12 protein-coding genes are annotated in these 14,950 nt (G+C 62.2%); 6 read left to right on the forward strand and 6 right to left on the reverse strand.

Translation table 11 applies throughout. The annotated features are described in order from the left end of the window. Positions 1-175 precede the first annotated feature (175 nt). Complete coding sequence (locus HU743_RS25910; RefSeq protein WP_186652115.1) at positions 176-1,489, forward strand: leucine-rich repeat-containing protein kinase family protein; 1,314 nt, start codon at positions 176-178, stop codon at positions 1,487-1,489. Between the two features lie 102 nt (positions 1,490-1,591). Here the strand turns inward: HU743_RS25910 and HU743_RS25915 are convergent, their stop codons facing one another. Then, complete coding sequence (locus HU743_RS25915) at positions 1,592-2,296, reverse strand: YebC/PmpR family DNA-binding transcriptional regulator (RefSeq protein WP_186652117.1); 705 nt, start codon at positions 2,294-2,296, stop codon at positions 1,592-1,594. Between the two features lie 219 nt (positions 2,297-2,515). Here HU743_RS25915 and tssI point away from each other — a divergent pair, with 219 nt between their 5' ends. Further along, positions 2,516-3,913 (forward strand): type VI secretion system tip protein TssI/VgrG, encoded by a 1,398-nt coding sequence (tssI, locus tag HU743_RS25920; protein ID WP_186652119.1) that lies wholly within the window; start codon positions 2,516-2,518, stop codon positions 3,911-3,913. Positions 3,914-3,924: 11 nt separating this feature from the next. Here the strand turns inward: tssI and HU743_RS25925 are convergent, their stop codons facing one another. Beyond that, complete coding sequence (locus HU743_RS25925) at positions 3,925-5,316, reverse strand: FAD-dependent oxidoreductase (protein ID WP_186652121.1); 1,392 nt, start codon at positions 5,314-5,316, stop codon at positions 3,925-3,927. Between the two features lie 70 nt (positions 5,317-5,386). Continuing rightward, positions 5,387-6,712 (reverse strand): MFS transporter, encoded by a 1,326-nt coding sequence (locus HU743_RS25930; protein WP_186652123.1) that lies wholly within the window; start codon positions 6,710-6,712, stop codon positions 5,387-5,389. A 294-nt stretch (positions 6,713-7,006) separates the two neighbouring features. On the opposite strand from HU743_RS25930, the gene HU743_RS25935 reads away from it, so the two are divergent. Then, positions 7,007-7,879, forward strand: coding sequence for a LysR family transcriptional regulator (locus tag HU743_RS25935; protein WP_186635072.1), 873 nt, complete (start codon positions 7,007-7,009; stop codon positions 7,877-7,879). 83 nt (positions 7,880-7,962) lie between these two features. Here the strand turns inward: HU743_RS25935 and HU743_RS25940 are convergent, their stop codons facing one another. Beyond that, a complete protein-coding gene (locus tag HU743_RS25940; RefSeq protein WP_186635075.1) occupies positions 7,963-8,823 on the reverse strand; it encodes a LysR substrate-binding domain-containing protein in 861 nt (286 codons plus the stop codon). 113 nt (positions 8,824-8,936) lie between these two features. Here HU743_RS25940 and HU743_RS25945 point away from each other — a divergent pair, with 113 nt between their 5' ends. The 3 genes from HU743_RS25945 (at position 8,937) to HU743_RS25955 (ending at position 11,761) form a co-directional block, all read left to right on the forward strand. Next, entirely contained in the window at positions 8,937-10,046 is a 1,110-nt protein-coding gene (locus HU743_RS25945; RefSeq protein WP_186652125.1) for a 2-aminoethylphosphonate--pyruvate transaminase, read from the forward strand. A 135-nt stretch (positions 10,047-10,181) separates the two neighbouring features. Continuing rightward, complete coding sequence (gene phnX / locus HU743_RS25950; RefSeq protein ID WP_186652127.1) at positions 10,182-11,009, forward strand: phosphonoacetaldehyde hydrolase; 828 nt, start codon at positions 10,182-10,184, stop codon at positions 11,007-11,009. 203 nt (positions 11,010-11,212) lie between these two features. Continuing rightward, positions 11,213-11,761, forward strand: a complete 549-nt coding sequence (locus HU743_RS25955; RefSeq protein WP_186652129.1) for a cytochrome b — start codon at positions 11,213-11,215, stop codon at positions 11,759-11,761. Positions 11,762-11,763: 2 nt separating this feature from the next. Here the strand turns inward: HU743_RS25955 and HU743_RS25960 are convergent, their stop codons facing one another. Both HU743_RS25960 and HU743_RS25965 read right to left on the reverse strand, forming a co-directional pair. After that, positions 11,764-12,690: a pyridoxal-phosphate dependent enzyme gene (locus HU743_RS25960; RefSeq protein ID WP_186652131.1), complete on the reverse strand. Its 927-nt coding sequence runs from the start codon at positions 12,688-12,690 to the stop codon at positions 11,764-11,766. A gap of 145 nt (positions 12,691-12,835) precedes the next feature. After that, entirely contained in the window at positions 12,836-14,875 is a 2,040-nt protein-coding gene (locus tag HU743_RS25965) for an NADPH-dependent 2,4-dienoyl-CoA reductase (RefSeq protein WP_186549845.1), read from the reverse strand. Between the last annotated feature and the right edge of the window lie 75 nt (positions 14,876-14,950).

Genomic DNA, 14,950 nt, shown 5'->3' on the forward strand with positions numbered 1-14,950 from the left:
GGCGTAATTTCAATCAAGACTGATGTGACTGATACACCGCTTCGCGAGCAGGCTCGCTCCCACAAAGTGCCGTGCAATTTAAAACCTCATTCAATCCGCCATTCGCTTTGCCGTTATCATGTCGCCCATCCCCAGCGCCCAGGCGCCGTTCCACTGATCAATAGCGAACCTCAACATGCACACCCTTGCTCAATTGCGCGCCGGCGAGCTGTCAGGCATTACGCGGCTGGATCTGTCCGGCGGGCTGACCGAATTCCCGCGCGAGATTTTCGATCTGGCTGACACGCTGGAGGTGCTCAACCTCAGCGGCAACGCCCTGGATCGCCTGCCGGATGACCTGCATCGACTGACTCGCCTGCGCGTGCTGTTCTGCTCGGACAACCTGTTCACCGAACTGCCCGCGTGCCTGGGCCGGTGTACGGCGCTGACGATGATCGGCTTCAAGGCCAACCGCATCGTCAACGTTCCCGCAGCCGCCCTGCCCCCGCTGCTGCGCTGGCTGATCCTGACCGATAACTGCATCGAGACCCTGCCGAGCGAACTCGGTGAACGGCCTCACTTGCAAAAACTGATGCTCTCGGGAAACCGGCTACAAGCGCTGCCCTCGTCGCTGAGTCATTGCCTGCGTCTGGAACTGATCCGCGTTGCGGCCAACCGCCTCACGGAGCTGCCGCACTGGCTGCTGACCTTGCCGAGCCTGACGTGGCTGGCCTACGCCGGCAATCCGCTGGAAACCGAAGCTGACGCCGCCGCCCTTGAAGCCACACCGCGCATCGACTGGGCGGCGCTGCGCCTCGAACAACAGTTGGGCGAAGGCGCGTCCGGGGTGATTTCCCGGGCGCAGTGGCAGCGCGGCGATGGCGTTTCAGTCCCGGTGGCGGTGAAACTCTACAAAGGCCAAATGACCAGTGACGGCTCGCCGCTGCACGAGATGAACGCCTGCATCACCGCAGGTCGGCACCCGAACCTGATCCGGGTCGAAGGGCGCATCGTCGGCCATCCCGATGGGCAGCAAGGGCTGGTGATGCAGCTGATTGATCCGAGTTATCGCAACCTCGCCGGACTGCCCAGCCTCGCGTCTTGTTCGCGCGATGTTTACGCTGACGACCTGCGCTTGAACACCGGCGTCGCCTTGCGCATTGCCAAGGGCATCGCCTCGGCAGCGGGACACTTGCACGCGCAAGGCATCACCCACGGCGATCTCTACGGGCACAACATTTTGATCAACGATCAGGGCGATTGCCTGCTTGGGGATTTTGGTGCGGCGTCGTTTCACGCCACCGCAGACAGCCCGCAAAGCCGTGCCTTGCAACGCCTTGAAGTGCGCGCGTTCGGTGTACTGCTGGGGGAATTGCTGGCGCGCATCGACGCGGGGCTCAGTGTCGAGCGGCGTGTGGCGCTGGAGGAACTGGAGCGGCGCTGCTGTCAGGCGGATGTGCTGGAGCGGCCGGGTTTCAGCGAAATCAGCGAGGTGTTAGAGAGTCTGTGACCGCTGCGCGGTCATTCGCGAGCAGGCTCGCTCCCACAGTTGAAATACCTTCCAATGTGGAAGCGAGCCTGCTCGCGAAGAAGTGCTTACTGGCGAAACAGATCAGCCCGCCAGACCGACAAACATGTCCTGCACATCGTCATGGTTGTCGAGGCCTTCGAGGAACGCTTCGACTTCTGCCATTTGCTCGTCGCTCAGGCCGCTGACCGGATTCTTCGGCTGGTAGCCCAGTTTCGCCGACAACACCGTGAAGCCCTGCTCCGGCAATGCTTTCTGCACGGCGTCGAGGTCGGTTGGATCGGTCAGGAACAGCGTTGCGCCGTCTTCACCCGGTTCGAAATCCTGGGCGCCGGCTTCGATCGCGGCCATTTCCGGATCGGCGTCAGGGGTGTCCGGCGAGGCTTCGATCATGCCGACGTGGTTGAACATCCAGGCCACCGAACCGGAAGCGCCCAACTGGCCCTTGCGGAAGGCCACGCGGATTTCCGCCACGGTACGGTTGATGTTGTCGGTCACGCACTCGACGATCAGCGGCACCTGATGCGGGGCAAAACCTTCGTAGGTGACGCGATGGTATTGCACGGTCTCGCCCAGAAGACCGGCGCCTTTCTTGATCGCGCGGTCCAGGGTTTCTTTTGGCATCGAGGCTTTCTTGGCCTGTTCGACCACCAGACGCAAATGCGCGTTGGTGGCGGTATCGGCACCGTTGCGGGCCGCGATGGTGATTTCCTTCACCAGCTTGCCGAAGATCTTGCCCTTGGCGTTGGCTGCCGCTTCTTTGTGTTTAACCTTCCACTGTGCGCCCATTACTCACTCTCTTGATCTGTGGCGCCGAGACATCTATTGGCCGACGCGTGGCGCAAGTTTATACGGCCTAAAGTCGGCAATCGACCAGAAAATGCCGGGGCCGAATCGACATCTTCACCAAACCCCGTAGGACTCTTCTGAAAAACCGCTTTGACATGACCATTCGGCCCGGCGGTTTCGTACCCTCTGTGGCCCGAATCGCCTGACAGAGCCCGCTCGATGCTCAATGACAAGGAAAGTCCCTTCACCCTCACCCTGACCGACAGCGGATTGCGCCTGCCGGTGTTGCGCTTTCGCGGTGAAGAAGCGCTCAACCAGCCGTATCGCTTTGACCTGCGGTTGATCGGCGTTGCCCCGGCGATTGCGCCCGGCACGCTGTTGCACCAGCCGGCCTTTTTGCACCTCAGTGCGCACCATGGCATTCACGGTCTGATCGCCAGTGCCAGTTGCGAGCATCGCGGCACGCATCGTGTCGGCTATCGCCTGAGTCTGGTGCCGCACCTGCAAAGATTGGCGCAAGGGAGTAAACGGCGCGTGTTCACCCAACTCAGCGTGCCGCAGATCCTACAGCGCTTGATGGCGGAAAACGCCCTGCCGGGCGACGGTTACCGTGTCGAAATGAGCGTGGGCCAGTACCCGCCACGTCCGTTTTGCGTCCAGTACGAGGAAAGCGATCTCGCGTTGATCCAGCGCTTGTGCGAAGAAGAAGGCATTCACTATCACTTCGAACACGGCCCTGCTGGACATGTCGTGGTGTTTGCCGATGACAGCCTGAGCCTGCCGCAAGAACCACTCCCACTGGCATTCAAGGCCGATGAGCAGACGCCGTCGCCCTGTGTCAGCGCGTTGTATCAGCAGCATCACGCCGCCCCCGTGGCTGCGCTGCCGCGGGTGCGTGACCGCGGGCAGCGAGCGGCCTATCAAGACGCTGCCAATCAGGTGGCCGCGGATCCGCCGCCCTTGAGGCCTTCGCCTGAACAATCTCACCTCGAACAGCGCAGCCGTCGTCATCTGCAACGAAAACGTTGTCAGTTGCGCTCCATCGAGGGCCGCAGCGACTGCTGCGCGTTGCGTAGCGCAGGCTTGCTGATGGTCACCGAACACCCGATCAGCCACTTCAACGAGCATTGGCGGATCACCTCGGTGCGCCATCAGGGGCAATCGCCGTCGATTCTTGACCCGACCTGCGTGGTGCAGCGCTATCACAACGACTTTAGCGCTCAACCCTGGTCAAGCGACTTCCGCCCGCCGCTGCAGCAACCACGCCCCAGCGTGGTCGGCTATCACCTGGCGCGCGTGCTCGGCGCGTCAGGACAGCCGGCGCAACTCGACGCGCAAGGGCGCATCGCCGTGCAACTGTGGCCGCAGGCCGAGACGCACGCTGACGATAGCGATGCGGTTTGGCTGCCCATCGCCATGACGCGGGTCAATGGGCGTATTGCGGCTGACGAGTTGCCCGGCGCCGGTAGCGAGGTGTGGGTCAGTTTCCTCGACGGCGATCCGGACCGACCGATCATATTGCTCGGTCACTCGCGCAGGCTGCCGCCGCGCGAACCACCGTCCACTGGCGACAGCAGTCTGCTGCTCGACTGGCTGCTCAATGGCAGCGAACAGTAATCAGGGGGCGCTCAGCCTTTGTCGGCCTTGCCCGCGGCCGCGGCAAACTTCGCCAGCCGCACGTCCAGATGTCGCGGTCGGCGGCCATGGTCTTCGGCGCGCTCCTTGCGGCGAATGGCGTTGCGCACCAGCAGCGAACCCAGATAGCGGATCGGCTCTGGCGGGAAGTAGCCCAACGGACCGTTGACCAGCGGCGAACGCGTCCACGGGTTATCCAGCCCTTGCACCAGTGACGCGAGAATCTGCCCGCCCATGTGACAGGGGCCGACCCCGCTGCCCGAATAGCCGAAGCCGTAAAACACATTGCCGCTACGGCTCATCTGGCCGAAAAACGGCAGACCGGTGACCGAGCGATCGGACGGGCCGTTCCAGGTCGCGTCGACCTTGACCTCGGAAAATGCCGGAAAGAAGTCGTCGAGGCTGCGCTTGAGCAACCCGGCATACGGTGACGGCTGGTCGAATACCGGCGACAGGCGACCGCCATAAGCGAAGGTATTGCCGCCCTTGCCGAGCATGATCCGACCGTCCGCGGTGTTGTGGTAGTAGTGCACGAAAATCCGTGAGTCCAGCACAGTGACGCCACTGGTCAAGCCGATCTGCTGCAACAGGTCCGGACGTGGCTCGGTAATCAGCATGTCGCTGGAAACGATCGCCACGCTACGCGCGAATTGCGGGAAAGCGCGGGCCATCCACGCATTCATCGCCAGCACCACGCGGTCGGCTATCACGTTGCCGTTCGGCGTCTGGATGCGCGCCGGGCGGCCCTCCTCCAGGCCAGTCATCGCCGACTGCTCGTGGATTTTCACGCCCAACTGCAGCGCGACGCGGCGCAGGCCACGCACCAGTTTGCCCGGTTGCACACTGGCCGCTGCGGGCGAAAACCAGCCCTCCAGGTGCTTTTGCGAACCGGCCATGCGCTGCACATCGGCCAGCGGACGCTGGCTGAAGGAGTTGATGCCGTTGCGCTCCAGCGCCGCAATCACCGCGTCCGTCGAACCGACTTGTGCGCGGTTGGTGGCGGTGTACAAAGTGCCGTCGAGACGGTACTCGGCATCGACGCCGTAATGCTCGCAAAACGCACCGATGGCATGGATGCTGCGCTCCGACTCTTGCACCAGGCGAACAGCTTCCGCGACGCCGAACAAGCGCTCAAGGGTGAAATACTTCGCTGACCACGACAGCGCGCAACCACCGTTACGCCCACTGGCGCCCGCACCGCAGATATCGGCCTCGATCAGCCGCACGTCGAGTTCGGGGTTTTGCTGCTTGAGCATGATCGCGGTCCAAAGCCCGGTGTACCCGCCACCGACAATGCACACATCGGTACGCACGTCGCCCTGTAGCGGTGGACAGGTTTCGCTACGGTCAGCCAGCAAGGCCTGCTCCAGCCAGAACGGTCTCATGGGGTTTTCTCCAGTCAGTTGGCCGCGCCACGGCCTGCCACACACCGCAGCAGGCCGCCGGGCAAGGGGTTCAGGAACGCAGCGGTTTGATCGTCAGCGGGCCATTGGGAATGGCGGCACGCGGCTCCATGACACCGACCGGGCGACTGTTCCAGTGCGGGATCAGCACCAACGCCGAGAACAGCGCACAGCCGGCGAACACGATGAACACGGTCACCGAATCGAAATAACCGGGCAACAATCCGCCCAGCACCGCCCCGACCGAACCACAGCCGTTGACGAAACCGGCAGCCGTGGCGCCAGCCTTGGCTTTGCCGAAGTCGATGGCGGCGGCACCGCTGATCATCGAATCCGGACCGTAAAGGGTCAGGCCCATGACAAACAGCAACAGCACCACCAGCAACACGCTGCCGCTTTGCAACGCCGCCATGAACAGCGCCAGGGTCACGGTCAGCGCCAGCAGGCTCAGGACGCAGGCCGGCATGCGGCGGGCGCCGAACAGTTTGTCGGAGGCCAGACCGATCAGTATCGGTCCGAGCAATCCGGCCAGTTCGAACGCGGTGGGAATGATCGCTGCGCCGACCTTGCCGACACTGGGCATCTGCTCAAAGACAATCACCGGGCCCCACAACAGGATCGCGTAACGCGCCGGTTTCAACATGAAGTACGCAAGGCCGAGCACCAGCACCGTGCGGTTGCGCAGGATTTCCTTCAACGGCTCCCAAACGCTGAGTTTGCTGTTGGCGGCGGTTTCTTCAGCCGTGAGTAGCGGCTCCGGTTCCACCGCCGGCAAGCCGACGTCTTCGGGTTTGTTGCGCTGGAAGATAAAGAACAGCACCGCGACCACCGCGACTACCGCCGCGCTGGAAATGAAAGCGGCATGCCAACTGCCGATCAGCGTGTACGCCCACCAGCCGGCGAATGGCGACGCCACCAGCCCGCCGAAGGCGTAGCACGAACTCCATAACCCGAGTACGCGCCCACGTTGCTGCGCCGGGAAGAAGCTGCCCAGGTTCTTGCACAACCCCGACCATCCCGTCGATTGCGCCAGCCCCTGAATCAACATGCAGGTGGCAAAGATCGGCAGCGTGGCGAAACTGCCCATCACCAGCGCGGCGGCGGCCGAAATCAGCAAGCCACCGAGCACCACAACCCGTGGGCCGAAGCGGTCGGCGAGCATGCCCCAGGTGAATTGGCCGATGGCATAAGACGCCAGATAAATCGCGTCGAGATTGGCCATGGTCATCTTGTCGAGCATGAAGCCCGGGTCTTCGGCGATGCCCAACTTGGCCACCGAAAACGCTTTGCGGGTGAAATAGAAAGCGGCGTATGCGAGCCAGGTGACAGCGAAAATCTGCACGCGCCAACGCGCAAGGGTGCCGATGTGCTTGTTCATGGTAGTTCTGACCTCAGGGTGTGAGTGTGCCGGCAGAATCGTTAAGAAAAACGCCTGTGTTTTTTATTGTTGAGCACTGCGATACCAGCGCGTCCCTGCGCCGATAGCGGTCAGATGAGTCCTGTTGTTGCACGCCCAGGCTCATGGGCCAACGTCACTGCCCGAACGGACAGTCAGCGATGGCGTGAGCCGATCAAAGCAATTACTGTTTAATAAATAAAATCGATTTATCGTATTTCACACATAAGCTCAGCTTGTTACTGAGTGGAGCTGCGCTCGTCGTCCGGAGTCGCCATGTCCGTTTCCCACGCCCAACTCAAAGCCTTCCACGCCGTGGCCGTGCATGGAAGCTTCACCCGCGCGGCCGAGCGCCTTTACCTGACGCAACCGGCGATTTCCGACCAAGTGCGCAAACTCGAAGAACGCTTCGGCGTATTGCTGTTTCACCGCAATAAACGTTCCGTGCGCCTGACTGACCTCGGCGAGCGGCTGCTGGCGATCACCCAGCGTCTGTTTGTGATCGAAGCCGAAGCTCAGGAGCTGTTGCAGGAATCCCAGGCGCTGCAAACCGGCAGCCTGATCTTGGCAGTGGATGCGCCGGTGCACGTGCTGCCGCAGATTGCGCGTTTTTGCGAGCGCTATCCGGGAATCAGCGTGAAGATCGAGACCGGCAACACCGATGAATCGCTGTTTCGCCTGTTCAATTATCAGGCCGATCTGGCGCTGCTTGGGCGTGATGTCAGCGATGAGCGCTTGCTGTGCGTGGCGCTGCGTAATGACCCGATGGTCGCGTTTGTTTCGCGCAACCACCCGTGGGCCGATCGCGCCTCGATCTGCCTGGCGGATCTGGATGACACACCCTTGGTGTTGCGTGAACACGGTTCGGTGACGCGGCAGACGCTGGAGGAGGAAATGGCGCGCGCCGGGTTTCGTATTCGCCCGGCGATCCAGGTTGAAGGCCGGGAGGCGGCGCGCGAGGCGGTGGTCGTGGGGATCGGCGTCGGCGTGGTTTCCGCCGCGGAGTTTGGCGCCGACTCGCGGGTCTGCGCCCTGCCGATCACCGATTGCACCCGGCGCCTGACCGAAACGCTGGTGTGCTTGCGCGAGCAGAGTTCGCGGCGAGTGGTGGCGACGTTTCTCGATATGGTGCGCGAAAGTCTCGTGTAGGCAGCATCGGCCTTTCGCGAGCAGGCTCGCTCCCACGGTTAAATGGGCGAGCGAGCCTGCCCGCGAATAAGTCGCCTCGGTCTTCAGTCAGGGGCCAGGTCAAAAAATGCCTGAATCAAGCGCAACTCGCGCCGCCGCTCCATGCAGCCAATCATGTGCCGGTTCACCAGCCCGTCCCCGGCAAGCGCAATCGCCACCACGCGCGGGTCATGGCTGACTTCCACCGAAGACACCACTCCGACACCCAACTCAGCCGCCACTGCTTCGGTGACGGCCTCGCGACTGTCCAGTTCCAGCAACACCCGGGGATGAATCGAGGCCTGGGCGCAGGCCTCGTCGAACGTGCGACGGGTGATCGAACTCGGCTCGCGCAGCACCATGATCACCTGATCCAGCTCCTTGAGTTGCACCTCAGCGGAACGTGTCGCCCAAGGATGCGCCGCCGGCACCAGAGCGCAGATCCGCGACTCGCTGAGCGCTTGCAGATGCAGGCCTTTGCGTGGCTCGACCTGCGTCAGCACGGCCACATCGGCATGTTCCGAGAGCAGCGCTGCCAGTGTTTCCTGGGCATTGCCCAGGCGCAGATTCACCGTGATCCCCGGATAACGCGCGCGCAGGCTGGCGAGCATCGGCATGACCATGTGCGGGCCGTCTGCCGCGACTTCCAGGCGGCCGGTCAGCAATTGGCGATTGGCTTCCAGCAGGGCCTGCGCCTCTTCCGCCAGACCGAACATGGCCCGGGTGATCGCTGCCAGTTTGGTGCCCTCCTCGGTCAGCTCCACCCGTCGCGCGGTGCGGCGCAGCAGGGTGATCTGGTAATGCTCTTCCAGCGCCTTGATGTGCCCGGTGACCGCCGGCTGACTGATAAACAACCGCGCGGCGGCGCGGGTGAAGCTGCCTTCCCGGGCCACGGCGTCGAAGGCGCGCAGCTGAAACAGGTTCATGAATAACCCTCACTGATGGCTGGCATAACAACAAACAATTTGATTGATGAGACGGCGAATTGCAACGTATGCCCCGTAGCTTCATCCCACAGCGCTTTCGCGAGGACACAAGAATGAGTACCGCCGCTCCAATTCTGCTCACTCCCGGCCCGTTGACCACGTCGGCCCGCACCCGCCAGGCGATGATGGTTGACTGGGGCTCGTGGGATGACCGCTTCAATCAACTGACCGCCAGCCTTTGCGAGCAACTTTTAGCGATACTCAACGGCGCCGCCAGCCATCACTGCGTGCCGTTGCAGGGCAGCGGCACCTTCGCCGTCGAAGCGGCCATCGGTACGCTGGTGCCGCGCGACGGCAAAGTGCTGGTGCTGATCAACGGTGCGTATGGCAAGCGTCTGGCGAAAATCTGCGAAGTGCTCGGCCGCTCGTTCAGCACCTTCGAAACCGCTGAAGACGAACCCACCACCGCCGCTGACGTCGATCGCCTGCTGCGCGCCGACGCGGACGTCACTCACGTTGCGCTGATCCACTGCGAAACCAGCACCGGCATTCTCAATCCGCTGGCGGAAATTGCCCAAGTCGTTGCGCAACACGGCAAACGCCTGATCATCGACGCCATGAGTTCCTTCGGCGCACTGCCGGTGGATGCGCAAAAAATACCGTTCGACGCGCTGATCGCCGCGTCCGGCAAATGCCTGGAGGGCGTGCCGGGGATGGGCTTCGTGTTCGCGCGCAAAGACTCGCTGGCCGCAGCGGCTGGAAACTCGCACTCGCTGGCAATGGACCTGTACGACCAGCACGCCTACATGATGAAAACCGGACAATGGCGCTTCACCCCGCCGACCCACGTGGTCGCAGCCCTGCATGAAGCGCTGCTGCAGTACCACGAAGAAGGGGGCCTGCCGGCGCGGCATGCGCGCTACGCCGCCAACTGTCAGGCATTGATGGAAGAAATGGGCAAACTCGGCTTGCGCAGCTTTCTGCCGGCGGCGATTCAGGCGCCGATCATCGCCACGTTTCATGCACCGCAGGATCCGCGATATCAGTTCAAGGAGTTCTACGAACGGGTCAAGGCCAAGGGTTACATCCTCTACCCCGGCAAACTCACCCAGGTCGAGACGTTCCGCGTCGGCTGCATTGGCCATGTCAGCCCTGACGAGATGCGCCAGGCCGTCGCCGCGGTGGGCGACGTGCTGCGCGAGATGGAAGTGCTGGAAATCTGAGCCTTACCCCTGTGGGAGCGGGCTTGCTCGCGAATGCGGTCGCGCATTCAACATGGATGGCGACTGACATACCGCCTTCGCGAGCAAGCCCGCTCCTACACCGAATTTTATTGCCAACTCAGGAATGTGACTGCCATGAACTACACCAATCCAAGCAAGCTGCAAGCCGCCATCCTCGACTGGGCCGGCACCGTGGTCGATTTCGGCTCTTTTGCGCCAACGCAGATTTTTGTCGAAGCCTTCGCCGAGTTCGACGTGCAGGTTTCCATTGATGAAGCTCGCGGGCCGATGGGTATGGGCAAGTGGGATCACATTCGTACCCTGTGCGATCAGCCACAAGTCGCCGAGCGTTACCGCAAAGTGTTCGGCCGCACGCCGAGCGACGACGACGTCACCGCCATCTACAACCGTTTCATGCCACTGCAGATCGAAAAGATCGCTGAGCATTCGGCGCTGATTCCGGGCGCGCTGGACACCATCGCGCACCTGCGTCAGCAAGGGATCAAGATCGGCTCCTGCTCCGGTTATCCGAAGCCGGTGATGGACAAAGTCGTCGAACTGGCCGCCCGCAACGGCTACGTCGCGGACCACGTGGTCGCCACTGATGAAGTACCGAACGGCCGTCCCTGGCCGGCGCAGGCCCTGGCCAACGTGATTGCGCTGGGCATCGACGATGTCGCCGCTTGCGTGAAGATCGACGACACCGTGCCGGGCATTCTCGAAGGTCGCCGTGCCGGCATGTGGACGGTCGCACTGATCTGTTCCGGCAATGCACTGGGCCTGGACTACGAAGCCTTTCGCGCACTGGGCAGCGATGAACTGGCCAGCGAGCGCAAGCGCATCCATGCCCAGTTTGCAGACGCTCGCCCGCATTACATGATCGACACCATCAGCGATTTACCTGAGGTGATTGCCGCCCTCAACCAGCGTCTGGCCAACGGTGAGATGCCGCAATCGAGCTGATTGCCCGGCGCGCCTGAGTAGAAAAAAACGCCAGTGTTGTTCGCGACACTGGCGTTTTTTCATGAAGAATGCGCAAACCGCTGACCCAGCGCAGGGAAAGACCAATCAGCCTCAGGCAAATCCGCCAAAGCGGATTACAGTTAACCCATGCCGTCGCTCAAGAACGGTCGGTTTCATCCCCCTGACCTGTGAGGACACACCGTATGCCGTGGACAAGTTCAGAATTACGCTACAGCACCGTGTCGGTGTTGCTGCACTGGCTGATGCTGGTGTTGTTGGTGCTGGTGTACGCCAGCATGGAATTGCGCGGGTTCTTTCCCAAGGGCAGCGGCGGCCGTGCGCTGGTTCGCGAGATGCACTATCTGCTCGGCCTTACCGTGTTCGTGCTGGTGTGGTTTCGCCTGCTTGCGCGCAGCCTTGGCCCGGCGCCGAAAATCTTCCCCGCTTCGCCCGCCTGGCAGACCCTGTTGGCGCGGCTGATGCATTGGGCGTTGTACCTGTTCATGCTGTGCATGCCCATCCTTGGCTGGCTGATCACCAGCGCCGAGGGTCATCAAGTCATGTTTTACGGTTTCGACTTGCCGCTGCTGGTCGGTGAAGACAAGGCGTTCGCCAAGCAGGTCGAAGGCTGGCATGTGCTGATTGCCACGCTCGGGTACTGGCTGATCGGCCTGCATGCGCTGGCGGGGATTTACCATCATTACGTGGTGCGCGATAACACGCTGCTGCGGATGATGCCCAAGCGCGGCTGAGCTCAGGGCGTCCTGGCAAATCCGCGTCGCCCTTGCAGGCCGCCCGTGTGGATGAAGACCAGACGCGTGCCGACGGCAAATCCGCCCGCTTCGACGTGTTGCTTGAGCGCCAGCAAGGCCTTGCCGGTGTACAGCGGTTCCAAGGGAACACCGCTGGCCTGCCCGGTCTGCTCGATGAAGGTCAGCAATGCCTCGTCAACCTTGGCGAAACCGCCACGGCTGGCGTCGATCAGTTGATAGTTCGCCGCGGGGTCGTTGGCTTGCGCGAAGATCGACTCGATGTTCGGCGCCACGCCGTGATCGTCCGGCACCGCCAACGCGCCATACAGCGACCGCTTGCCATTGTCGGCAAGCGCCAGCCCGGCCAACGTCGTGCCGGTGCCACACGCCAGCCACCACGCGTCGAAATCCTCCCAGCCCAGGCTCGCCAACTGCGCATCGACCTGCTGTTTGATCGCGGCGCAACCGAGTGCGCCGGCCAGGCCACCACCGCCCTCGGGCACGGCATACACGTTCGGATATTGCGTCAGCCACGGAATCCAGAAACCCGGTTGATGCCGCGCGCGGTAGCCCGCGTAACCCAGCCAATGCAACTGCATGCCGAACGCTTGCAGATCCTGCACGGTCGGTGTGTTTTGTGGGTGTCCGCGCAGCAGCCCGACTGTCTTGAAACCCAGCCGCTTGCCCGCCGCCGCGAGCGCATGCAGGTGATTGGAATGCGCCCCGCCGAGGCTGATGATGCCTTCGGCGCCGGCACCGTCCGCGGCTTTGAGGTGTTCGACCAGTTTGAACCACTTGTTGCCGCTGATCAGCGGATCGATTTGATCAAGGCGCAGGACCGCAACTTCGATGCCAGCAGTGGTCAGCCAGTCGAGATGAAGGTATTGGAGGGAGGCTTGGGGTAGCCAGCCAGAGGAAGGCAAAAGCATGGGCGGCCATACAATCGGAACAGAGCCGGCATTCTAGCCATTCATGGACAGCCATCGCGAGCAGGCTCACTCCTACATTTGAAATCCGTTCACCTGTAGGAGTGAGCCTGCTCGCGATAGCCATTGGCACGCTAGGCCTGCGAAATCAAAGTTCTGCGGCGAGGCGCGAACCCTGATTGATCGCGCGCTTGGCATCCAGCTCCGCCGCGACATCCGCGCCGCCGATCAAGTGCACATTCTGCCCCGCCGCAACCAGACCCTCGTGCAGTTCACGCAGCGGATCCTGGCCTGCGCAAATCACGATATTGTCCACCGCCAGCAGCTGCGGCTCGCCGGTTTCGCCAATGCGAATGTGCAGGCCCTGATCGTCAATGCTCAGGTATTCAACGCTGTTGAGCATCTGCACCTGCTTGTTCTTCAGACCGGTCCGGTGAATCCAGCCGGTGGTTTTGCCCAGGCCGTCGCCGACCTTGGTTTTCTTGCGCTGCAACAGGAATACTTCGCGCGCCGGTGCATGCGGTGCCGCTTTGATCCCGGCCACACCGCCACGGGCTTGCAGTTGCGTATCGATGCCCCACTCTTTCCAGAACGCGGCGCGATCCTGGCTGGTGGCCACGCCTTGATGGACGAGAAACTCCGAGACGTCGAAACCGATGCCGCCAGCGCCAATCACCGCAACACGCTTGCCCACCGGCTTGCGCTCAAGGATCACGTCTAGATAGCTCAGCACCTTGGCATTTTCGACCCCGGGAATCGCCGGTACACGCGGGGCGATACCGGTGGCAAGAATGATTTCGTCATAGCCGCCCTCGACCAGTTTCGCCACGTCGACGCGGGTGTTCAGGCACACCTCGACGTTTGTGGTTTGCAGCTTGCGCTTGAAGTAACGCAGGGTCTCGAAAAACTCTTCCTTGCCCGGCACGCGCTTGGCGATGTTGAACTGCCCGCCGATTTCGCTGGCCGAATCGAACAGCGTGACCTGATGGCCGCGTTCTGCGGCCACGGTCGCAGCGGACAAACCGGCCGGGCCGGCGCCCACCACGGCGATCTTCTTGATCTGCTGCACCGGCAGATAATTGAGCTCGGTTTCATGGCAGGCGCGCGGGTTGACCAGGCAACTGGTGAGCTTGCCGCCGAAAGTGTGGTCCAGGCACGCCTGGTTGCAACCGATGCAGGTGTTGATTTCGTCGGCTCGACCTTCAGCGGCCTTGTTGACGAAGTCCGGATCGGCGAGGAACGGCCGCGCCATCGACACCATGTCGGCATCGCCTTCGGCGAGAATCTGCTCGGCAATTTCCGGTGTATTGATGCGGTTGGTGGTGATCAGCGGAATGCTCACCGAGCCGCGCAATTTGGCTGTGACCTTGCTGAACGCCGCACGCGGCACTTTGGTGGCGATGGTCGGAATTCGCGCTTCGTGCCAGCCGATACCGGTGTTGATAATGGTCGCACCGGCCTGCTCGATGGCTTTGGCCAGCGTAACGATCTCGTCCCAGCTGCTGCCGCCCTCAACCAGGTCGAGCATCGACAAACGGAAAATAATGATGAAGTTCGGGCCAACGGCTTCTCGCACACGGCGGACGATTTCCACCGGCAGGCGCATGCGGTTTTCGTAGCTGCCACCCCAACGGTCGGTGCGGTGGTTGGTGTGCGCCGCGAGGAACTGGTTAATGAAATAACCTTCCGAGCCCATGATTTCGACGCCGTCGTACTCTGCGGACTGCGCCAGTACCGAGCAGGTGACAAAATCGCTGATCTGCTTCTCGATGCCTTCCTCGTCCAGCTCTTTAGGCTTGAACGGGTTGATCGGCGCCTGAATCGCGCTCGGCGCTACTTGCTTGGGACTATAGGCATAGCGCCCGGCGTGGAGAATCTGCATGCAGATCTTGCCGCCCGCTTCGTGCACGGCGCGAGTGACGATGCGGTGCTTGAGCGCTTCCTCTTCAGTGGTCAGTTTGGCTGCGCCGGAGTACACGCCGCCCTCGTCGTTCGGGCCGATGCCGCCGGTGACCATCAGGCCCACGCCGCCACGGGCACGTTCAGCGAAGTACGCCGCCATGCGCTCGAAGCCGCCAGGTTTTTCTTCCAGACCGGTGTGCATCGAACCCATCAGGGTGCGGTTGCGCAGCGTGGTGAATCCCAGATCCAACGGGGCCAACAGGTGCGGGTAATGAGCGGCGGTCATCGGTAACTCCACAACGAGCGATCACGGAAAAGGTGCGGGAGGTCTACGTCCCCCGTCAGGCATGTGCGACAGACT

The sequence above is a fragment of the Pseudomonas sp. SWRI99 genome (assembly GCF_014270125.1).
In the GTDB taxonomy this organism is placed as follows: domain Bacteria; phylum Pseudomonadota; class Gammaproteobacteria; order Pseudomonadales; family Pseudomonadaceae; genus Aquipseudomonas; species Aquipseudomonas hamedanensis.

What these genes read in the sequence shown, in the direction of transcription:
- HU743_RS25935 (WP_186635072.1), top strand. Translation starts at nt 7,007, where the DNA reads ATGTCCGTTTCCCACGCCCAACTCAAAGCCTTCCACGCCGTGGCCGTG.
- HU743_RS25940 (WP_186635075.1), bottom strand. Translation starts at nt 8,823, where the DNA reads ATGAACCTGTTTCAGCTGCGCGCCTTCGACGCCGTGGCCCGGGAAGGC.
- HU743_RS25930 (WP_186652123.1), bottom strand. Translation starts at nt 6,712, where the DNA reads ATGAACAAGCACATCGGCACCCTTGCGCGTTGGCGCGTGCAGATTTTC.
- phnX (WP_186652127.1), top strand. Translation starts at nt 10,182, where the DNA reads ATGAACTACACCAATCCAAGCAAGCTGCAAGCCGCCATCCTCGACTGG.
- HU743_RS25925 (WP_186652121.1), bottom strand. Translation starts at nt 5,316, where the DNA reads ATGAGACCGTTCTGGCTGGAGCAGGCCTTGCTGGCTGACCGTAGCGAA.
- HU743_RS25945 (WP_186652125.1), top strand. Translation starts at nt 8,937, where the DNA reads ATGAGTACCGCCGCTCCAATTCTGCTCACTCCCGGCCCGTTGACCACG.
- tssI (WP_186652119.1), top strand. Translation starts at nt 2,516, where the DNA reads ATGCTCAATGACAAGGAAAGTCCCTTCACCCTCACCCTGACCGACAGC.
- HU743_RS25960 (WP_186652131.1), bottom strand. Translation starts at nt 12,690, where the DNA reads ATGCTTTTGCCTTCCTCTGGCTGGCTACCCCAAGCCTCCCTCCAATAC.
- HU743_RS25965 (WP_186549845.1), bottom strand. Translation starts at nt 14,875, where the DNA reads ATGACCGCCGCTCATTACCCGCACCTGTTGGCCCCGTTGGATCTGGGA.
- HU743_RS25915 (WP_186652117.1), bottom strand. Translation starts at nt 2,296, where the DNA reads ATGGGCGCACAGTGGAAGGTTAAACACAAAGAAGCGGCAGCCAACGCC.
- HU743_RS25910 (WP_186652115.1), top strand. Translation starts at nt 176, where the DNA reads ATGCACACCCTTGCTCAATTGCGCGCCGGCGAGCTGTCAGGCATTACG.
- HU743_RS25955 (WP_186652129.1), top strand. Translation starts at nt 11,213, where the DNA reads ATGCCGTGGACAAGTTCAGAATTACGCTACAGCACCGTGTCGGTGTTG.